The 19454-nt window shown below is 64.3% G+C and carries 17 protein-coding genes; 10 read left to right on the top strand and 7 right to left on the bottom strand.

The annotated features are described in order from the left end of the window. Positions 1-108: 108 nt before the first annotated feature. On the bottom strand, positions 109-876 hold the full coding sequence (gene tpiA / locus I2H38_RS04095) for a triose-phosphate isomerase (protein WP_196270500.1): 768 nt from the start codon (positions 874-876) through the stop codon (positions 109-111). A gap of 146 nt (positions 877-1022) precedes the next feature. Here tpiA and I2H38_RS04090 point away from each other — a divergent pair, with 146 nt between their 5' ends. The 8 genes from I2H38_RS04090 (at position 1023) to lexA (ending at position 9506) form a co-directional block, all read left to right on the top strand. Then, positions 1023-2909 carry a SurA N-terminal domain-containing protein gene (locus I2H38_RS04090; protein WP_229426507.1) on the top strand — a complete coding sequence of 629 codons (1887 nt, stop codon included), beginning with the start codon at positions 1023-1025 and terminating at the stop codon, positions 2907-2909. Positions 2910-2913: 4 nt separating this feature from the next. Next, positions 2914-4434, top strand: a complete 1521-nt coding sequence (gene trpE / locus I2H38_RS04085; RefSeq protein WP_196270498.1) for an anthranilate synthase component I — start codon at positions 2914-2916, stop codon at positions 4432-4434. Positions 4435-4477: 43 nt separating this feature from the next. Beyond that, positions 4478-5089 carry an anthranilate synthase component II gene (locus I2H38_RS04080; RefSeq protein ID WP_196270497.1) on the top strand — a complete coding sequence of 204 codons (612 nt, stop codon included), beginning with the start codon at positions 4478-4480 and terminating at the stop codon, positions 5087-5089. 13 nt (positions 5090-5102) lie between these two features. Then, complete coding sequence (gene trpD, locus I2H38_RS04075; RefSeq protein WP_196270496.1) at positions 5103-6116, top strand: anthranilate phosphoribosyltransferase; 1014 nt, start codon at positions 5103-5105, stop codon at positions 6114-6116. A gap of 14 nt (positions 6117-6130) precedes the next feature. Further along, positions 6131-6931, top strand: coding sequence for an indole-3-glycerol phosphate synthase TrpC (gene trpC, locus I2H38_RS04070; protein ID WP_196270495.1), 801 nt, complete (start codon positions 6131-6133; stop codon positions 6929-6931). Then, positions 6928-7404, top strand: a complete 477-nt coding sequence (moaC, locus tag I2H38_RS04065; protein ID WP_196270494.1) for a cyclic pyranopterin monophosphate synthase MoaC — start codon at positions 6928-6930, stop codon at positions 7402-7404. The genes trpC and moaC overlap by 4 nt, the downstream gene beginning before the upstream one ends. Beyond that, positions 7401-8657 (top strand): molybdopterin molybdotransferase MoeA, encoded by a 1257-nt coding sequence (locus I2H38_RS04060; protein ID WP_196270493.1) that lies wholly within the window; start codon positions 7401-7403, stop codon positions 8655-8657. The genes moaC and I2H38_RS04060 overlap by 4 nt, the downstream gene beginning before the upstream one ends. Before the next feature lie 144 nt (positions 8658-8801). Next, entirely contained in the window at positions 8802-9506 is a 705-nt protein-coding gene (gene lexA / locus I2H38_RS04055) for a transcriptional repressor LexA (RefSeq protein WP_196270492.1), read from the top strand. On the opposite strand, the gene I2H38_RS04050 is transcribed toward lexA, so the two are convergent. Beyond that, positions 9484-11760 (bottom strand): ComEC/Rec2 family competence protein, encoded by a 2277-nt coding sequence (locus I2H38_RS04050; protein WP_196270491.1) that lies wholly within the window; start codon positions 11758-11760, stop codon positions 9484-9486. The two genes, lexA and I2H38_RS04050, sit on opposite strands and share 23 nt — an antisense overlap. Before the next feature lie 139 nt (positions 11761-11899). On the opposite strand from I2H38_RS04050, the gene gltX reads away from it, so the two are divergent. After that, entirely contained in the window at positions 11900-13327 is a 1428-nt protein-coding gene (gene gltX / locus I2H38_RS04045) for a glutamate--tRNA ligase (RefSeq protein ID WP_196270490.1), read from the top strand. A 176-nt stretch (positions 13328-13503) separates the two neighbouring features. Beyond that, positions 13504-14796, top strand: coding sequence for a citrate synthase (gene gltA, locus I2H38_RS04040; protein WP_196270489.1), 1293 nt, complete (start codon positions 13504-13506; stop codon positions 14794-14796). A 243-nt stretch (positions 14797-15039) separates the two neighbouring features. On the opposite strand, the gene lpxB is transcribed toward gltA, so the two are convergent. Genes lpxB through lpxD form a run of 5 tightly spaced genes read right to left on the bottom strand, consistent with a single transcriptional unit; the run spans position 15040 to position 19454 of the window. Continuing rightward, a complete protein-coding gene (lpxB, locus tag I2H38_RS04035; protein ID WP_196270488.1) occupies positions 15040-16215 on the bottom strand; it encodes a lipid-A-disaccharide synthase in 1176 nt (391 codons plus the stop codon). Further along, positions 16208-17074, bottom strand: a complete 867-nt coding sequence (locus I2H38_RS04030) for an LpxI family protein (RefSeq protein WP_196270487.1) — start codon at positions 17072-17074, stop codon at positions 16208-16210. Before I2H38_RS04030 ends, lpxB begins: the two co-directional genes overlap by 8 nt. Continuing rightward, the gene (gene lpxA / locus I2H38_RS04025) at positions 17074-17880 is read right to left on the bottom strand and encodes an acyl-ACP--UDP-N-acetylglucosamine O-acyltransferase (RefSeq protein ID WP_196270486.1); all 807 of its coding nucleotides are present in this window, start codon (positions 17878-17880) and stop codon (positions 17074-17076) included. Before lpxA ends, I2H38_RS04030 begins: the two co-directional genes overlap by 1 nt. Continuing rightward, positions 17880-18344 (bottom strand): 3-hydroxyacyl-ACP dehydratase FabZ, encoded by a 465-nt coding sequence (gene fabZ, locus I2H38_RS04020; protein WP_196270485.1) that lies wholly within the window; start codon positions 18342-18344, stop codon positions 17880-17882. Before fabZ ends, lpxA begins: the two co-directional genes overlap by 1 nt. Before the next feature lie 30 nt (positions 18345-18374). Next, entirely contained in the window at positions 18375-19454 is a 1080-nt protein-coding gene (gene lpxD, locus I2H38_RS04015; protein ID WP_196270484.1) for a UDP-3-O-(3-hydroxymyristoyl)glucosamine N-acyltransferase, read from the bottom strand.

The raw sequence follows: 19454 nt of genomic DNA, 5'->3' as shown, positions 1-19454 counted from the left end.
ACCGTTGCCCTCTTTTGCCAGCCGTCAACGTTTATGGGTTCCGGGCTCTCGCTGTGCTCGCCCCGGAATGACAGTGTGTCGCTTGTCGGCTCGCAGGCCATGGCGTTCTCAGCCGAGATAGGCCCCGGCGATACCAAGGAAGTCTGCGGCTATAAGGCTCGCCCCGCCCACGAGGGCTCCGTCGACGTTATCCACCGCCATCAGTTCGGCCGCATTCGAGGGCTTCACCGAGCCGCCGTAGAGGATTCGGACCCGGCTCTGCTCGGCTTTGCCGACAAGACGCCGCAGCTCCTCGCGAATAGCCGCATGCACCTCGGCCACATCGGCGGCGGTCGGCGTCAGCCCGGTCCCGATGGCCCAGACCGGCTCATAGGCGACCACAAGGTTCTGGCTCGTCGAATCGGCCGGAATCGAACCACGAAGCTGCTTGCGGACGACGTTGAGCGTGCGTCCGGCCTCGCGCTCGGCCTTGGTTTCGCCGACGCAGACGATGGCGGTGAGGCCCGCGCGCTGGGCGGCAGCGGCCTTGGCGGCGACATCAGCGTCCTTTTCGCCATTATACTGGCGGCGCTCCGAGTGGCCGGCGAGCACATAGGTCGCCCCGGCATCGGCCAGCATTTCGGCTGAAATCTCGCCGGTATAGGCGCCCGATTCCTTGGCATGGCAATCCTGGCCGCCAATGGCGACCCGTGATCCGACCGACAGGACGGCGAAGCTGCCGACAAGCGTCGCGGGAGGGCAGATCGCCAGATCGACCTTGGATTTCAGGGCAGCCGTATAGCCTGCCTGGATCTCCCCCAGGACCTTGGCCGAGGCCCGCAGGCCGTTCATTTTCCAGTTCCCCGCAACCAGCGGGCGCGGCCGATCGACGCTCATTCAGGCACTCCTGTCACGCTTCATCGGCCCGCAGTAGCAGAGGCCGAGGGGCTCTTTCAACCAGACTTGCCCTTTTCGCGGAGCCTCTGATCGGCTATCGCCGTCTTTCAAGAGTTTTATTGAACGGGTTCACGATGCTTCGAGGAATGCGCAATATCGGGCACAGCCTGATCGGGAAGACCATTTTCACGGTCCTTTTCGGAATCCTGATCGTCAGCTTCGCGATCTGGGGCATCGGCGACATCTTCCGGACCTCGCCGCACTCGACCGTCGCCCGCGTCGGCCATACGGACATTACGGTCGACCAATTCCGCAACGCTTATAATAATGAGCTGCAGCGTCTTGGCCGACAGTTCCGCACGGTCATTTCACCGGATCAGGCCAGGCTCTACGGCATCGACCAGCAGGTTTTGAATACTCTCGTGAGCGAAGCCGTGATGGCGGAGCAGGCAAGAAAGCTCGGCCTGAGCGTGTCCGATCAGACCGTCGTCCGCTCCATCGTGGATGACCCGAACTTCAAGGGCGCCGACGGCCAGTTCAACCGCGCTCTCTTCGACCAGATCCTGCGGAATGCCTCTCTCTCTGAGGCCGGCTTCATCAGCGAGCAACGGAAGGCCATGGCCCGGATCCACCTGGGCGAGGCGATCGCCGGCGATCTGAACGTGCCCTTGGCGGCCCGCGAAGCCCTGAACCGGTACACGAACGAGAAGCGCGCGGCCTCCTATCTGTTGCTGACCGCGGCAATGGCGGGAGAAATCCCCGCCCCGACCAATGAGCAGCTGCAGAGCTTCTTCAACGAGCGCAAGAGCGCGTTCCAGGCCCCTGAATATCGGGCTCTCTCGCTCTTGTCCGTCGATGCGTCGACGGTTGCAAAGCCGGATGCGGTGTCGGACGTGGACGCGCGCCAACGCTACGAACAGGAAAAGGCCAAGTTCGGCACGCCCGAGCGCCGCACGATCCAGCAGATCGTCTTCCCGTCCCAGCAGGAGGCGGAGGCGGCCTTCGCCAAGATCAAGGAAGGCACGACCTTCGACACCGTCGCGGCCGAGCGGAATGTCTCGCCGCAGGACCTGGAACTGGGCACTTTCACCAAGGGCGAAATGCTCGACCCCACCGTTGCCGAGGCTGCTTTCGCTCTTGCGGAAGGCGCGACCAGCGGTCCGGTCGCGGGCCGCTTCGGACCGGTGATCGTCCGCGTGACGAAGGTCGAGCCCGAGTCCGTGCGTCCCTTCGAAGAGGTTGCGGGCGAAATCCGTCAGGAACTCGCCCAGTCCCGCGCCAAGGATGCCATCGAGAGCGTGCATGACTCGATCGAGGATGCGCGCGCCGGCGCTCGTCCGCTTGCTGACATCGCCAAGGAAAAGGGCCTGACCCTCGTCCAGATCCCCGCCGTGGATACGAGGGGTCTCGACAAGACCGGAAACACGGTCGACCTGCCCGAGCGCGATGCGGTTCTGAAGGCTGCCTTCGCGTCGGATATCGGCGTCGACAACGAGCCTCTTCGCGCATCGAAGGGCGGCTATGTCTGGTACGACGTGACCGGCATCGAGCCGTCGCGCGAAAAGACCCTCGACGAGGTGCGGGATCAGGTCGCCACCCTCTGGCGTGAAGACGAGATCGCGCAGCGCCTGTCCGAGAAGGCCCGCCAATTGACCGAGCGGCTGGAAAAGGGCGAGGCCATCGAAGCGGTCGGCCAGGACGTCGGCGCTCCGGTGAAATCGGTTACCGATCTCGCCCGCAACGCGGCCAAGGATGATCTGACCGCCGAAGCGGTGAACCGCATCTTCGCCGTTCCCGTCGGAAAGTCGGGCAACGCGGCGAATGGCACCGATATGCGCGGCGTCTTCAAGGTGACCGCCGCCACGGTGGCTCCGCTTCTCACCACGACGCCGGAAGCCCAGCGGTTCGAGACCCAGCTGCGCAACGGCATGAGCGACGATCTCATCAGCGAGTACATCGCCCAGGCCCGCCAGGATCTCGGCGTCACCATCAACCAACAGGCGCTGCGTCAGGCGACAGGCGGCGAAATCTAGACCGATGACCGTCACTCCGGATTTCGACACTTTCGCGAAGACCTACTCCGCCGGTGAGGCGGGCGTTCTTCGCGCCACGCTGGTTGGCGACCTGCTGACACCTGTCGCGGCTTTCATGAAGCTGCGGCATGACCGGAAGGGCTCCGCCTTTCTGCTGGAATCTGTGGAAGGCGGCACGGTTCGCGGGCGCTTTTCCATGATCGGTCTCGACCCGGACCTCGTCTGGCGCTGCCAGGATGGCGTGGCATCCATCGACCGCAAGGCGCTCAGCCATGGTCATGACTTCAAAGCCGACGACCGCCCGCCATTGGAGAGCCTGCGCGCCCTGATCGCGGAAAGCGCCCTGCCGATCGGCGATGATTTTCCGCCCATGGCGGCGGGCCTGTTCGGCTATCTCGGGTACGACATGGTGCGGCAGATGGAGCGTCTGCCCGCGCCCAATCCGGACGTCCTGAAGGTTCCCGACGCCATCCTCGTGCGCCCCACCGTCATGGTCGTGTTCGATGCGGTGAAGGATGAGATTTCTCTCATCACGCCCGTCCGCCATCAGGAAGGAATATCGGCCAGAGCCGCTTATGAGACGGCGCTTGCACGCCTTGAGGAAGTCACCTGGGCGCTGGAACGTCCCCTGCCGTTCGAAGACCGTTCGGACCCGACGCAGATCGATTTCGAGCCTCCGGTCTCGAACACGACGCCCACGGAATTCGCGGGCATGGTCGCGAGGGCCAAGGAATACATTCGCGCAGGCGATGTCTTTCAGGTCGTGCTGTCCCAGCGCTTCGAGTCGGCATTTCCCCTGCCCGCTTTCGCGCTCTATCGCTCGCTGCGGCGGGTCAACCCGGCCCCGTTCCTCTGCTATCTCGATTTCGAGGATTTTCAGATCGTCTGCTCCTCGCCGGAAATTCTGGTGCGGGTACGGGACGGCAAGGTCTCGATCCGCCCGCTTGCCGGGACGCGCCCGCGCGGCGCGACGGTTGCGGAGGACCGCGCCAATGCCGAGAGCCTTCTCGCCGACCAGAAGGAGCGCGCCGAGCATCTGATGCTGCTCGATCTCGGCCGCAACGATGTGGGCCGCGTGGCGGAAATGGGCTCGGTCCAGGTCACGGATTCGTTCTTCCTCGAATATTACAGCCAGGTCATGCACATCGTCTCGAACGTGGAAGGCACGCTCGACACCTGCTTCGATGCGCTTGATGCTCTCGTCGCCGGCTTCCCGGCGGGCACGGTGTCCGGTGCGCCGAAAGTGCGCGCCATGGAGATCATCGACGAACTGGAGAAGGACAAGCGCGGACCTTATGCCGGCTGCATCGGCTATTTCGGCGCCAATGGCGAAATGGACACCTGCATCGTCCTGCGCACCGCCGTGGTGAAGGATGGTCGGATGGCGGTCCAATCCGGCGCGGGCATCGTTTACGATTCCGATCCGGCCTCCGAGCAGCAGGAATGCGTCAACAAGGCGAAGGCCCTGTTCAAGGCGGCGGAAGAAGCCGTGCGCTTCGCCAGCCGCGCGAGGTTCGGACAATGATCGGCTTGACCCGCTTCGTCCCTTGCGCAAACGTCGGTGCGCCATGACCCGCGTTCTCGTTATCGATAACTACGACAGCTTCACCTGGAACCTGGTGCACCTGCTCGGCCCGCTCGCGACCTCGGTCGATGTCGTGCGCAATGATGCGATCACGACCGATCAGGTGTTGGCCTCGCCGCCCGACGCCATCGTGCTTTCGCCCGGGCCCTGCACACCTAATGAGGCAGGCATCTGCCTCGATCTCGTGAACCGGGCCTCACGCCAGATCCCGACCTTCGGCGTCTGCCTCGGTCTGCAGACCATCGGCCAGGTTTTTGGCGGCACGGTCTCCCGCGCGCCGTTGCCGATGCACGGCAAGGTCTCGGAAGTGGAGCATCGCGGCCAAACCGTTTTTCGCGGCATCAACGGGCCGTTCAAGGCGACGCGTTATCATTCGCTGATCGTGGACCGGGAAACCTGCCCTGTGGATCTGACCGTCACCGCCGAGACCGCGGACGGCCTCATCATGGGACTATCTCATCGTATGTTGCCGATCCACGGGGTGCAGTTCCATCCGGAGAGCATTCTCTCGGAGCACGGCGTGACGATCATGAAGAACTTCTTCGACCTTGCGGCGGCGTGGAATGTCCAGAACCAAGCCAGTCGCCACACGTAGGCATTGAGCACCGATGGAATCCTTCAAACCCTATCTCGCCAAAGTCGCAACGGGCGCGTCGCTGTCGCGCGACGAAGCCCGCGCCGCCTTCGACGATCTTCTCTCCGGTGAAGTCACGCCCGCCCAGAGCGGCGCGTTTCTGATGGCACTGCGCGTGCGCGGAGAGGCTCTCGAGGAGATCGTCGGTGCGGTCTCCGCCATGCGCGGGCGCATGCTGACGGTGAAGGCTCCGGAGAACGCGGTCGATATTGTCGGTACGGGCGGCGATCATTCCGGCAGCTACAACATCTCGACCCTCGCCTCGATCATTGTGGCGGCTTGCGGCGTTCCTGTCGCCAAGCACGGCAACCGGGCGGCGTCCTCCAAGTCCGGCACGGCGGATGTGCTTGCAGCCCTCGGCGTCAAGCTGGGGCTCGACCCCAAGGGCCTGGAACGCTGCCTCGGCGACGCGGGTCTGTGCTTCATGTTCGCCCAGACTCATCATGCCGCCATGCGCCATGTGGGCCCGGTGCGGGTGGAACTGGGGACGCGGACGATCTTCAACCTGCTCGGCCCGCTCTCGAATCCCGCCAGCGTTCAACGCCAACTTCTTGGCGTGTTTTCAGAAGCTTGGCTCGAACCGCTCACCAAGGTCATGAAAGAGCTCGGTTCCAAGAAGCTCTGGACCGTGCATGGGTCGGACGGTCTCGACGAGATGACCACAACCGGACCGAGCCACGTCGCCGCGCTTGAGAACGGCGTCATCCGCCGCTTTACCGTGACCCCGGACGAAGTCGGGCTTCCGACCGCGAAGCTCGAGGATCTGAAGGGTGGCGATCCGGAGCATAACGCGGCGCAGCTTCGCGCCGTTCTGGAAGGCGCGCGCATCCCCTATCGCGATATCGCGCTTCTCAACGCCGCCGCCGCTTTGGTGGTGGCGGATCAGGCCGCGAATTTGCGTGACGGCCTCGACCGCGCATCGCGTGCTCTCGACAGCGGCGCTGCGAAGGCTACTCTTGAGCGTCTCGTCCACGCCTCGAACGCTTGAAGTCGGAGCCCGGAATGAGCGACGTCCTCGCCCGCATCGAAGCCTATAAGCGCCAGGAAATCGCCGCCGCGAAGGCGCTCGTGCCCCTTTCGGAAATCGAGCGTCGCGCTCGCGCCGCCGCGCCCGCGCGCGGGTTTGCGGCTGCCATCGAGCGTCATCTCTCGGAAGGACGCCCCGCGCTCATCGCCGAGGTGAAGAAAGCGAGCCCTTCAAAGGGCCTGATCCGTGCCGATTTCGACCCGCCGTCGCTGGCGAAGGCCTACGCTGAGGGCGGCGCGACGTGCCTTTCGGTTCTCACCGACGAGCCGTCCTTTCAGGGCAAGCCCGAATATCTGACCCAGGCGCGCGAATCCTCCGGCCTTCCGGCTTTGCGCAAGGACTTCATGTTCGAGCCGTATCAGGTCTACGAGGCGCGGGCCTGGGGCGCGGATTGCATTCTCGTCATCATGGCGAGCGTCACCGATTCCGAGGCGCGCGTCCTCATCGACACCGCCCACGATCTCGGCATGGATGTTCTGGTCGAAGTCCATGACCGCGCTGAGCTGGAACGCGCGCTGCCGCTCGGCACGAAGCTTGTGGGCATCAACAACCGTAACCTTCGCACCTTCGAGGTGTCGCTCGGCGTGAGCGAGGAGCTGGCTCCGCTCATCCCGGCAGACCGCATCATCGTCGGCGAAAGCGGCATCTTCACCGTGTCCGACATTGAGCGCCTGAGCAAAGTGAACATCCGCACCTTCCTCGTCGGCGAGAGCCTGATGCGGCAGGCGGATGTCGCCGCCGCAACCCATCGTCTCCTGTTCGGCGAAGCCGCATGAGCAAGCTGACGCATCTCGACGCGACCGGCGCGGCCAACATGGTCGATGTGTCGGAAAAGGATGTCACCACCCGCACCGCAATTGCCGAGGGAAGCGTCGTCATGCTGCCCGAGACGGTGGCGCTGATCCGGCAGGGCGATGCGAAGAAGGGCGATGTTTTGGGCACAGCGCGGCTTGCGGGCATCATGGCCTCGAAGCGCACGCATGAACTGATCCCGCTTTGTCATCCGCTTCTGATCTCGAAGGTCAATGTCGATTGCGTGCTCGACGACGATCTTCCCGGCGTGCGCGTGACGGCGGAAGTGAAGGTGTCGAGCCAGACCGGCGTCGAGATGGAGGCGCTCACCGCCGTCTCCGTCGCTTGTCTGACGATCTATGACATGGTGAAGGCCGCCGACCGGGGCATGCGGATCGAGAACATCCGCCTGCTCATGAAAAGCGGCGGTCGATCGGGAATCTACGAGGCCCCATGAACCTGATCCCGGTGGAAGAGGCGCTGCGCCTTGTGCTCGCGAGCGTCGAGAAGCCGGTGGAGATCGAGCGCGCACCTCTCGCGGCTTGCGCCGGACGGACGCTGGCCGAAGATGTCGCGGCGTTGCGCGACCAGCCGCCCTTCCCGGCTTCCGCCATGGACGGCTACGCGGTGCGCAGCGCCGACATCACGAAAGCTCCGCAAACCCTGCAGGTCATCGGCACCAGCGCCGCCGGCCAACGATTTCCGGGCACGGTCGGCGCCTTCCAGGCGGTGAGAATCTTTACCGGCGCTCCGCTGCCCGAAGGAGCGGACGCGATCGTGATCCAGGAGGATACGGAAGCCTCCGGGGACCGGGTCGTGGTAAGGGAGATTCCGCGCGCCCATCGCCATATTCGTGCGGCGGGCCTCGATTTCAAAACCGGTGACATGCTGCTTCAGGCAGGCTCCCGCCTCGACACCCGCCACATCGCGCTCGCCGCCGCCATGGGACATGGCGAACTTACCGTGCGCCGTAAACCACGCATCGCCATCCTCGCGACTGGCGACGAACTGGTGCGCGCGGGCGAAGCGCCCGGCCCCGATCAGATCACGGCATCGAGCCTGCCCGCCACGACGGCAATGGTCGAGAAGGCGGGCGGAGACGCCATCGACCTCGGCATTGCGCGGGACACCCTCGAATCGTTGAACGAACGAATCCAGGCGGCGCGGGATGCCCGCGCGGACATCCTCGTGACGTTGGGCGGCGCGTCGGTCGGCGAGCACGATCTGGTTCAGACAGCCCTCGCACGGCAAGGCATGAATCTCGGCTTCTGGCGTGTGGCGCTTCGGCCCGGAAAGCCCCTGATGCATGGGCGGCTCGGATCGACCCTCCTGCTCGGCCTGCCCGGCAATCCGGTGTCATCCCTTGTCTGCGGCATCCTCTTCCTGGTTCCAGCGATCCGCGCGCTCCTCGGCGACCCGGAGGCGGGCGCAGACCCGGCGGAAACCGCGATTCTCGGCACCGACCTTCCCGCCAACCAAACCCGGCAGGATTACATGCGGGCAGAATTATCCTCTCAGGAGGTGGCTCTCTCCCTGTCTGGTGGGTCAATGCGGCTGCATCTTCCGGTCGCGACCGCCCATGCAACCCAAGATTCGTCCATGCTGAGCATTCTCAAGCGCTCGGACGCTTTGATCGTCAGACCACCCCATGCGCCCCCAGCGAAAGCCGGAGACCCATGCCGTATCATCCGCCTCAGGCGCTTCTGCTGAGGTGGTGAACGAAGCCTGATCTCCCGAAGCTGAATCAAAGACAGGCAATAGCTTAGCCTTGGCCTTGCGGAACACAGCAAGAACGACTACCCTGTTCCTGCTTTGTTTCAGAATCGCTCCCCATTGGGGCAGTAAAGGCCAGCCATGCTGACGCGCAAACAGCACGAATTGCTCCGCTTTATCCATGAGCGCCTGAGGGAATCGGGCGTTCCGCCGTCGTTCGATGAGATGAAGGATGCACTCGACCTCAAGTCGAAATCGGGCATTCACCGCCTCATCACCGCACTTGAGGAGCGCGGTTTCATTCGGCGGCTTCCCAACCGCGCTCGCGCGCTGGAGGTTTTGCGGCTCCCCGAGACCGTCGGCGGCGCAGCCGGTCAGCGCCGCTTTACGCCGAGCGTGGTGGAAGGTGGCTTGGCGACCCGCGCCAAGGCCCCGCCTCCGCCTGTTGCGGATGACCGCACCCGCGATCTCTCCATTCCCGTCATGGGCCGGATCGCGGCCGGTACGCCGATCTCCGCGATCCAGAGCCGCAGCCATTCGATCACGCTTTCCAGCGATTTTCTGGCTCAGGGAGAGCATTACGCCCTCGAAGTGCGCGGCGACTCGATGGTCGAGGCTGGCATTCTCGATGGCGACCTCGTCGTGATCCGCAAGCAGGATACGGCCAATACGGGCGACATCATCGTCGCGCTCATCGACGAGGAGGAAGCGACCCTCAAGCGGTTCCGCCGGCGCGGATCTTCCATCGCACTGGAGGCCGCCAACCAGGCCTACGAGACGCGTGTCCTCGGACCGGATCGGGTCAAGATCCAGGGCAAGCTCGTCAGTCTGGTTCGCCGGTACTGATCTCGTCCTCGGACAAATCCTGCTCGGGGATCGGTCGCGGCTGCCGCGGCTGGGTTTGCGAGGAGGGGCTGTCGGCCTTGGCGGTTTTCTGACCGGACAGGATCCGCCTTTCAGCGGCGGCCCGAACCGAGCGGATTTCAACAGCCTCTCCGTCGAACCGCAACGTCGTCGCGCCTCTTGCCGCGAGAGCTTGCCTATCGAGGACGAGCGGTGCGTCACAGGTCAGCGGGGCCTTGAGACGCGTGATGACGACCGTCGCCCGACGGCAATCCTCGTCGAAGGCGGAGACATCCTGCACAAAGGCGACGCTGCGTTGGGGCGCGTTCTCGACGATGCAGCCCACCTTGTCGCAGCGCGCATCGCGTCGCAGGCCCGCGTCATCCGCGCTTCGTCCGTCGCCATCGGCACGCAGCCATTGTTCAGCGACGAAGCCGGAGGCTTTTCCGACGAGGGTCAGCTGTCCCGTGCGGTTGCGGATCGCCGCGCCCGCGCCATCGCGATCCACATAGGTATCGAAGCGGTTGGGTGTCGCCGCCAAAGCGAGCCCCGCTGCCGCCGGAACGACGGCAAGCCAGCGCAACGACGAGGCGGGAAGCGTCAGGACGAGCAGCGCCGCGCTTAGAAACGCGAAAGCGCCGAGCCCCAAGGCCGGGATGACGACCGTCGAGCCTTCGAGCCCCCCCACCCAGGACGACACCTCGAGAACCCGCGACACCGCTATCCCCATGACCTGCCAGATCGGCCGGTCGAGGCCGAAGGGAAAGGCCAGGACCCCGAGAACGGCTGATGGCATGACCACAAACGAGACCAGCGGCAGCGCCAGCGTGTTGCCGATCAGGCCGTAAGGATTCAGGGTCTGAAAATGGTAGACGGAGAACGGCGCGGTCGCGAGGCTCGCGACCAGCGTCGTCGTCAGCAGTCCGAGGACGCTTTGGCTTGTCGCGTGGAACGCCCGCTCGATCAGCGAGCGCTGCCGGCTCTCGGGCCGTCTCCCTTGCATCAACGGCACCAGCGCCATCATCGCAGCAACCGCTCCGAAGGACATCTGAAAGCTTGGCCCGAGAAGCGCCTCCGGTTCGCGAGCGAGTACGAGGAGAGCCGCGATGGCGAGGTTTCGTGTGCTCAGCGCCGGTCGATCGACCAGGATCGCGCCGAACATCACCAGCGTCATGATGAGCGAACGCTCGGTGGCAACATCCGAGCCGGAAAATACGCAATAGATCGTCGCCCCGATCATGGCGGCCACGGCAGCGATTTTCTTCACCGGCCAGAGCAGAACCAGCGCGGGCGCGAGGCTCAAAAGCGCCCGCGCCAGCCAGAAGAACGTGCCGGCGGCGAGCACCATGTGGAGCCCCGAAATGGAAACGATGTGGTAGATCCCCGCCGAGCGCAGGACGTCGTTCGTCGGTTCCCCGATCAGGCCGCGCTTGCCGGTTACGAGCGCAGCACCAACCCCGCCCGCCGCGCCGCCGATGGACGAGGCGATGCGCTGGGTGAGCGTGTTGCGTGCGTCGTCGATGCTCGCCGCGACCAGCAAGGGCCAATCCGGCGCGACCGGCGCATCGAGATGTCTGACTGCTCCCGTGAAGGAGCCAACCGCTCCGATGCCCTTGAAATAGGCGTCCCGCGCGAAGTCATAGCCGCCGGGCCAAGCCGGTTGCGGCGGCGGCAGCAGGCGGGCATTGCCGCCGATGAACTGCCCCGCGACGAGCCCATCCCCCTTGCGCACCGACACCCGCACGAGCCGGGGCCGGTCGGCCTCCGCGATCCCCTTGACGTCGGCCACGCGCAGGAGAAGCCGTTTTCCCGCCGGCCGATCCTCCACCGCTTCGATGAAGCCGGTCATGGGCGCGATCGTCATGCGGGCCAAAACGGGAGCTGCGACGCTCCTCGCGCGGATCACGCCGGCCGAAAACCCGGCAAAGAGCGCCGCAAGCCCAATGACGATGGACAGGGCAGCGAAGTTGCGGCGGAGCAGCACGGCACTCGAACAGGCGATGAAGAAGGCCACAAGCGGAGCCCAGAGAGATGGTGCATCCGCTTGAAAATAGAGAACGATCCCAAGGCCGAAGCAGACCGCGAGCCAGGGGAACAATCGCCGCTGTTCGATCTCCCGGGAAAGGTTTTTCGCCAGCCAGTCCCGCCCACCGACCAGCCTCCAATCGAGAGCGATGGGCCAGGGCCGGGGCAACGCCAAGACCCGCGCGGGAAGGCGCGGGATCTGTCGATGCTCTGGTCTGTTGTCTTCGGCCATCGGTTCGGCTTAACGCGGGGTCCATTTACATGGTAGAGGACGGCGCGTCCCGCGCCAAAGCCGACTTGTGGATGAGTCGCTGGAGCGCCGCGCCCGAAAAGGCGCGTACCAAGTGTTTGTATGTAAGGTTCCCCCGCCGATGACCGTCGTCACCCGTTTCGCCCCTTCGCCCACCGGATTCCTGCATATCGGCGGTGGGCGCACGGCCCTGTTCAACTGGCTCTATGCCAAGAGGCATGGTGGCAAGATGCTGCTGCGCATCGAGGACACGGACCGGGAACGCTCGACGGAAGCCGCCATCCAGGCGATCCTGGACGGCCTGCGCTGGCTCGGCCTCGATTGGGACGGCGACGTCGTCTATCAATTCTCCCGCGCCGCCCGTCACAAGGAAGTGGCGGAATCCCTGCTCGCTGAGGGCCGCGCCTATTACTGCTACGCCTCCCCACAGGAGCTCGAGGAGATGCGCGAGAGCGCCCGCCGCGAGGGACGTCCCATGCGCTACGACGGCCGCTGGCGCGACCGCGATCCGTCCGAGGCACCCGCAGGCGTCAAGCCGGTCATCCGCCTGAAGGCCCCGTTGGAGGGCGAGACGGTGGTCGAGGATGAGGTTCAGGGCCGCGTCGTGTGGCAGAACAAGGATCTCGACGATCTCGTGCTGCTGCGCTCTGACGGCACGCCGACCTATATGCTCGCCGTTGTGGTGGACGACCATGACATGGACATCACCCACATCATCCGCGGCGACGATCATCTGACCAACGGCGCACGCCAGACCCAGATCTATCAGGCGCTGGGGTGGAGCGTGCCGAAGATGGCGCATATCCCACTCATTCACGGTCCCGACGGAGCCAAGCTATCGAAGCGTCACGGCGCGCTCGGCGTCGAGGCCTATCGCAGCATGGGCTATTTGCCTTCCGCTGTGCGGAATTATCTCGTGCGCCTCGGCTGGAGCCATGGCGACCAGGAAATTTTCTCAACGCAGGAAATGATTGACGCCTTCGATCTGTCGAGCATCGGTCGCTCCCCTGCCCGCTTCGACTTCGCCAAGCTCGAAAACCTCAACGGGCACTATATGCGTCAGGCGAATGACGAGGATTTGGTGACCGCGATGGAGGATCTCCTGCCAGAGCTCGGCGAGGAGCGCCACATCGGTCGCAAGTTCGCTCCCGTCCTTCGGGAAAGGTTGGTCGCGGCTATGCCGGGGCTGAAGGAGCGTGCCAAGACCCTCGTCGAGCTTTTGGACAGCGCCTACTACCTCTACGCGCAGCATCCCCTCCACCTGGACGAGAAGGCGGCGAGCCTGCTTGCCGACGGACGCGATCGTTTGACCGGGATTGCCGCGAAACTGGAGGCGGTCGCCGATTGGAATGCGGCAAGCGTCGAGGCGGTCGTGCGGGAGCACGCGGAAGCGATTGGAGCCAAGCTCGGCCAGGTGGCGCAGCCTCTGCGCGCGGCCTTGACGGGCCGCGCGACCTCGCCGGGCTTGTTCGATGTGATGGAGGTGCTCGGCCGCGATGAAACCCTGTCACGCCTTCGCTTTCAAGTGAAGGATGCGCCCGCTGCATAGCGGGCGCCTATCGCCTTTAGATGCGCTTGCCGCGTCCATAAGGATAAGCTACCGAAGCCTCCATTAAATCCTTCCGACCGGCGTACCTCGGTTCTGCAGCCCTGCCCGGAGGCCCTTCTCCGATCCCTCGGTTGCACTAGGTTATGCCCGGCCTCCTGTTGAAAGGGCCACGACGTATGAGTTCCAGCACCAGCACGCTTAATGTCGATAGCAAATCGGTTGAACTGGCGGTCAAAGACGGGACCATCGGTCCGAGCGTCATCGACATTTCGAAGCTCTACGGCCAGACCGGGATGTTCACCTACGACCCCGGCTTCACCTCGACAGCGGCTTGCGAGTCGAAGATCACCTATATCGACGGCGATGCGGGCCTTCTTCTCTATCGTGGCTACCCCATCGAACAGCTCGCCGAGCATGGCGACTTCCTAGAGACCTGCTACCTGCTTCTCTACGGAGAGCTGCCGACAGCAGCTCAGAAGGCCGATTTCGACTATCGCGTCACGCGCCACACCATGGTGCATGACCAGATGAACCGCTTCTTCCAGGGCTTCCGCCGCGACGCGCACCCGATGGCGATCATGGTCGCCTGCGTCGGCGCGCTCTCGGCCTTCTATCACGACTCGACCGACATCTCCGATCCGCAGCAGCGCATGATCGCCTCCATGCGCATGATCGCCAAGATGCCGACGCTCGCCGCGATGGCCTACAAGTACTCAATCGGCCAGCCCTTCGTGTATCCGCAGAACGATCTCGACTACACGTCGAACTTCCTGCGCATGTGCTTTGCGGTGCCGTGCGAGGAGTACAAGGTCAATCCGGTGCTCTCACGGGCGCTTGACCGCATCTTCATCCTGCACGCCGATCACGAGCAGAACGCCTCGACCTCGACGGTGCGTCTCGCCGGTTCCTCCGGCGCGAACCCCTTCGCCTGCATCGCCGCCGGCATCGCCTGCCTGTGGGGCCCCGCCCATGGCGGCGCCAACGAAGCGGCGCTCAAGATGCTCGAAGAGATCGGCACGCCCGACCGCATCCCGATGTACATCGCCAAGGCGAAGGACAAGAGCGATCCGTTCCGTCTCATGGGCTTCGGCCACCGGGTCTACAAGAACTACGACCCGCGCGCCCGCATCATGCAGAAGACCACGCACGAGGTTCTGAACGAGCTCGGCATCAAGGACGATCCGCTCCTCGACGTCGCGGTCGAACTCGAGCAGATCGCGCTCAAGGACGAATACTTCCTCGAGAAGAAGCTCTACCCGAACATCGACTTCTATTCGGGCATCACCCTCAAGGCGATGGGCTTCCCGACCTCGATGTTCACGGTGCTCTTCGCTCTCGCCCGCACGGTCGGCTGGATCGCCCAGTGGAGCGAGATGATCGAGGACCCGTCCCAGCGCATCGGCCGCCCGCGCCAGCTCTACACGGGCGCTCCGCAGCGCGATTACGTGACGGTTGCGCAGCGCGGGTAAGCGCGCGGCATCTGAAGAGTGACAAGGAGCGTCCTGAGGGGCGCTCCTTTTTTGTTTTAGGGTATCCGCTCCACCGTCATTCCGGGGCGGCTCGCGAGAGCCGGGCCCGGAACCCAGAAACGCTGGCGGCATCGGAAAAGTCGCCGCGATCACCGATGAGTTGACCCGTCTTCGGTCGTGTTTATGGGTTCCGGGTTCGCCTTCGGCGCCCCGGAATGACGGCGCACGGCATGACCCGTCATCTCAGGCGCGGTGCGGCTGCTCCAACACTTCGGCCACGATCCGCGCCGCGCGTTCGCTAGGCGCTTCGTCGCCAATCCGCATGAGGCCATCCATCTTGGCGAAGGCCTCGGCCTGGCGGCGGCGTTCGGGCGTTTCGCTGAAGAGCGGCAGCAGTGAATCCGCCAGCTTTTCAGGCGTGCAATCCCACTGAATCAGTTCCGGGATGACGTTCTCGCCGAGAACCAGATTGGTCAGAACGATGGACGGCGCTTTGATGAGGTACTTCAGCACTTCCTCGATCTTCGACACGCGATAGGCCACGACCATCGGGACGCCGGAGAGACCAAGCTCCAGGGTCACGGTGCCGGAGGCCGCAAGCGCGACATCCGCCTCGCGGAACGTCGCCCATTTCGCAACCTCGCCCTGGACGATCCTGGGCTTCACGCTCCACGATGCGGCGCGCGCTTTGATCTCCTCCACCAGATGAGGCACGGCAGGGATCGTGACCTCGAACGGGCGTGAGGAACGTCCCTGCAACAGCGCCAAAGCCTCGCCGAAAGGCTCCATGAGGCGGGTGACTTCCGAACGGCGGCTGCCCGGCAGAACCAGGAGCTTCAACGAACCATCGTGGGAGAGCATCCTCGCGCCGGCGGGTCTGATTTCATCGAGCCGCTCGATCAGCGGATGGCCCACATAGGTCGTCGGAGGACCGCCGAGACGGCGATGCGCCTCCGGCTCGAAGGGCAAGAGTGCCAGCAGATGATCCACATAGGCGCGCATCTTTGGCGCGCGGCCGGGACGCCACGCCCACACGGACGGGCTCACGTAATCGACGATGGGAATGTGTGGCGCGCGCTTTCTCACCGCCTTCGCCACGCGGTGCGTGAAATCCGGGCTGTCGATGATGACGAGCATGTCGGGCTTTGCCGCCGCGACCGCGTCGACGGTGAACCTGATGCGCTTCAGGACGGTCGGCAGGCGGGCGATGACCGCCGATATGCCCATCACCGCGATGTCTTCGAGCGGGAAGATGCTGTTCAGCCCTTCCTTGGCCATGGCATGACCGCCGACGCCGCCGAAGGTAAGGCGGTGCGCTCCCAGACGCGCCTTCAAGGCCCGCATGAGTTTTGCGCCGAGTTGGTCGCCGGATTCCTCGCCGGAGACGATCCAGATCGACAGAGGCGTCCCGTCAGCCATGATCCGCCTCCATCCACGGGAGTTCGACCGAAACGAGGAACAGCCCCAACCGGTCCGCGGTGCGCAGGGTTTCTTCCTGCTCGAGCACGAAGGTCGAGCCCATGCCGATAGCGATTCCGGACAGGCCCGCCTGCGCCGCCTCGACGAGCGTTTTGGGCCCGATGGTCGGCATATCGACGCGCAGATCCTGCCCGCGCTTGGCGGCCTTGATGAGCACACCGCCTTCCTTACGGCGGCGAAGGCCGAACCAGGACTGGCGAAGCCTCATCACCCGCCGCAGCATGCGGTCGGTTCCCTCAGGACCCTCGATGGCCAGGACATGCTCGCGGGCGACAATTGCAGCCTGACCGATATCGAAAGCAGAGAGCGAGTTCAAAAGGTCGAGGCCAACCGCGATGGCCTGACGGTCATCCTCACCTGGGACAAGAGCGCCGCGCAGGTCTTGAGGCGCGACGAGACCCGGAGCCAGTTCATGCGCGCCTACGACCTTGTGTCCCCGCTCCTCCAACAGCATCACCGCGCCGCGCAGGACCTGATCGTCTCCACGTGCGATGACCTCCTTCACCTCCTGGCGGTTGCGCAGGAGGGAATAGGCTCCGAGCAAGGCCGAAAAGCCGGGGCGGCGCACGGCGCCGACCAGCGCGACGGCTTTGGGCTGCCACCCATCGAGCACCCTCATGATCGTCTTGAGATCGAGCAGATCCGCACTCGCATGGGCGCGACGCCGCAGCTCCGGCGCGGCGAAGCCTCTAAACGCCAGAACGCGGTAATCCCGCCCCGTCTGTTCGAGGTGCTTCAAAAGCTGGATCGGAAGCTGCCCGGACCCGGCGAGAATCGCGATCGGGCCGTTTGACGCCATCACGCAGAACCGACGGGCTCCCGAGGCGTGCAGATCGCCCGGTCCTTGCCCTCACGAATGAAATCGAGGATCTCGTGAACGAAGGGATGGGTCGCGAATTCCCCCGCCACATCCTCGACGCGCTCGGACAATGTGCCTTCATCCGCGAACAGCAGACGATAAGCGCGCCGGATATCGTGGATCTGCTCCCGCGTGAAGTTGCGGCGGCGCAGCCCGATGATGTTGAGCCCGGCCAGATGCGCCCGGTTGCCCATGGCCATGCCATAGGGAATGAGGTCGTTTTCCAGACCCGACATGCCGCCGACGAAGGCGTGAGAGCCGACGCGGGCGAACTGGATGACGGCGGAGCCGCCGCCGAAGATCACGAAGTCGCCGACCGTGACATGGCCCGCGAGCATCACGTTGTTCGACAGGATGACGTCGTTTCCGACCCGGGTGTCATGGCCGACGTGGGAATTGGCGAGGAAGGTGCAACGATCGCCGATGACGGTCTTGAGCCCGCCGCCCTCGGTGCCGGGGTTCATAGTCACGCCTTCGCGGATCATGCAATCCGCGCCGATCGTCAGGGTCGAAACCTCGCCGCGATATTTCAGGTCCTGCGGGATATGGCCGATGGAAGCGAACGGGAAGATCCGCGTGCGCGGGCCGATGGTGGTGCGGCCCGCGAGCGCCACATGGCTCATCAGCTGGCAACCCTCGCCGAGCTCGACTTCAGGGCCGACCATGCAGAAGGGGCCGATCTTCGCGCCCTCGCCGATCTTCGCGCCGTCCTCGACAACTGCCGTCGGATGGATCACCGTTGCCATTACTCGAGCACCAGCATGGCGCTGACTTCGGCCTCGCAGACGAGATTGCCGTCCACCTTCGCCTCGCCCTTATACCACCACATGTTACGGCGGTTGTTGAGCTTACGCATATGGAACTCGACCCGGTCACCCGGTTCGACGGGCCGGCGGAACTTCACCTTGTCGATCGTCATGAAGAAAACCTGCTTCGGCTTGACCTGCTCGGCGATCTTCGACGCCACGCAGATGGCCCCAGCCGTTTGAGCCATTCCCTCGATCAGGAACACGCCCGGGAAAATCGGACGCGACGGGAAATGGCCCGTGAATTGTGGCTCATTGAAGGTCACATTCTTGATGCCGATGCACGAATTGTCGCCATCGATCTCGATGATCTTATCGACCAGGAGAAAAGGATAGCGATGCGGCAGCAGATCGAGAATCTGCATGATGTCAGCGGTTTGAAGCGTCTTCGGTGCTTCGGACATGGCATGAACTCCGGATACAGTCAGATGTCTTCACGCTTCGGAAGACATACCGTCATCTTTAGCGGAATCGCCGGGATTGCCCCGCGACGCCAGTTTTTTCAAAGCAGTGATCTCGCGGAACCATTCGCGCATCGGGCGGGCCGGAGAGCCACCCCACCGAGCACCGGGAGGGACATCGCCATTGACGCCACTGGTCGCCGCGATCTGCGCGCCCATGCCAATCCGCACATGCCCCTTGACCGCGACCTTGCCGCCGAGAGCCACGAAATCCTCAATCGTCGTCGAACCAGCGATCCCGACCTGAGCCACGATCACGCAATGACGACCGATCACCACGTTGTGGCCGATCTGGACGAGATTGTCGATTTTCGTCCCCTCGCCGATCACCGTGTCGCGGCTCGCGCCCCGGTCAACCGTGCTGTTGGAGCCGATTTCCACATCGTCCTGGATGATCACGCGCCCGACCTGCGGCACCTTCAGATGGCCTTGAGGTCCCATGGCAAAGCCAAAGCCGTCCTGCCCGATGCGCACGCCCGGATGCAGAATGACGCGGTTGCCGATGAAGGCGTGAGACACGGTTGCTTGCGGGCCGATCGAGCAATCCCGCCCGATCTTCACGTGCGGCCCGATAACCGTGTGAGCCCCGATCAGGGTCCCCGCGCCGATTTCAGCATAAGGCCCGATGACCGCGCCCGGATCGACCTTTACGCCGTGTTCCAGGCGGGCGGACGGATGCACGAACGAGCCGGGAGAGACTCCGGTGGCCCCAAAGGAGGTTTCCGGACGCAGGGCAGTCGGAAACATCACGCCGAGAACCTGCGCGAAAACGCGATAAGCCTGCGGCGTCTTGAGCGCGATTGTGCCCGGAGGAACCTTCGCGGCGAAACGGGGAGCAACAAGGCAAGCGCCCGCCCGCGTCGCGCTCAGCGCGCCGCCGTAAGCTGCATTGTCCATATAGGCGAGATCGTTAGGGCCGGCACTCTCGAGAGGAGCGACACCCTTAAGCAAAAACTCCCCGTCGACACCGTCGGGGAGCGCTATATTCGCCATCTCCGCCACCTGCCCGAGGCGAAGCACCTGGGCTTGCGGAAAAAAACTGGTTTCGGTCAT

The sequence above is a fragment of the Microvirga alba genome (genome assembly GCF_015694465.1).
GTDB lineage: Bacteria > Pseudomonadota > Alphaproteobacteria > Rhizobiales > Beijerinckiaceae > Microvirga > Microvirga alba.
Note: the sequence above shows the minus strand (reverse complement) of the source record. Positions and strands in the feature narration are given on the sequence as shown.

Bases quoted from the DNA above. Each gene is read 5' to 3' on its own strand.
- tpiA (WP_196270500.1), bottom strand. From the start codon at position 876: ATGAGCGTCGATCGGCCGCGCCCGCTGGTTGCGGGGAACTGGAAAATG.
- I2H38_RS04090 (WP_229426507.1), top strand. From the start codon at position 1,023: ATGCGCAATATCGGGCACAGCCTGATCGGGAAGACCATTTTCACGGTC.
- trpE (WP_196270498.1), top strand. From the start codon at position 2,914: ATGACCGTCACTCCGGATTTCGACACTTTCGCGAAGACCTACTCCGCC.
- I2H38_RS04080 (WP_196270497.1), top strand. From the start codon at position 4,478: ATGACCCGCGTTCTCGTTATCGATAACTACGACAGCTTCACCTGGAAC.
- trpD (WP_196270496.1), top strand. From the start codon at position 5,103: ATGGAATCCTTCAAACCCTATCTCGCCAAAGTCGCAACGGGCGCGTCG.
- trpC (WP_196270495.1), top strand. From the start codon at position 6,131: ATGAGCGACGTCCTCGCCCGCATCGAAGCCTATAAGCGCCAGGAAATC.
- moaC (WP_196270494.1), top strand. From the start codon at position 6,928: ATGAGCAAGCTGACGCATCTCGACGCGACCGGCGCGGCCAACATGGTC.
- I2H38_RS04060 (WP_196270493.1), top strand. From the start codon at position 7,401: ATGAACCTGATCCCGGTGGAAGAGGCGCTGCGCCTTGTGCTCGCGAGC.
- lexA (WP_196270492.1), top strand. From the start codon at position 8,802: ATGCTGACGCGCAAACAGCACGAATTGCTCCGCTTTATCCATGAGCGC.
- I2H38_RS04050 (WP_196270491.1), bottom strand. From the start codon at position 11,760: ATGGCCGAAGACAACAGACCAGAGCATCGACAGATCCCGCGCCTTCCC.
- gltX (WP_196270490.1), top strand. From the start codon at position 11,900: ATGACCGTCGTCACCCGTTTCGCCCCTTCGCCCACCGGATTCCTGCAT.
- gltA (WP_196270489.1), top strand. From the start codon at position 13,504: ATGAGTTCCAGCACCAGCACGCTTAATGTCGATAGCAAATCGGTTGAA.
- lpxB (WP_196270488.1), bottom strand. From the start codon at position 16,215: ATGGCTGACGGGACGCCTCTGTCGATCTGGATCGTCTCCGGCGAGGAA.
- I2H38_RS04030 (WP_196270487.1), bottom strand. From the start codon at position 17,074: ATGGCGTCAAACGGCCCGATCGCGATTCTCGCCGGGTCCGGGCAGCTT.
- lpxA (WP_196270486.1), bottom strand. From the start codon at position 17,880: ATGGCAACGGTGATCCATCCGACGGCAGTTGTCGAGGACGGCGCGAAG.
- fabZ (WP_196270485.1), bottom strand. From the start codon at position 18,344: ATGTCCGAAGCACCGAAGACGCTTCAAACCGCTGACATCATGCAGATT.
- lpxD (WP_196270484.1), bottom strand. From the start codon at position 19,454: ATGACCGAAACCAGTTTTTTTCCGCAAGCCCAGGTGCTTCGCCTCGGG.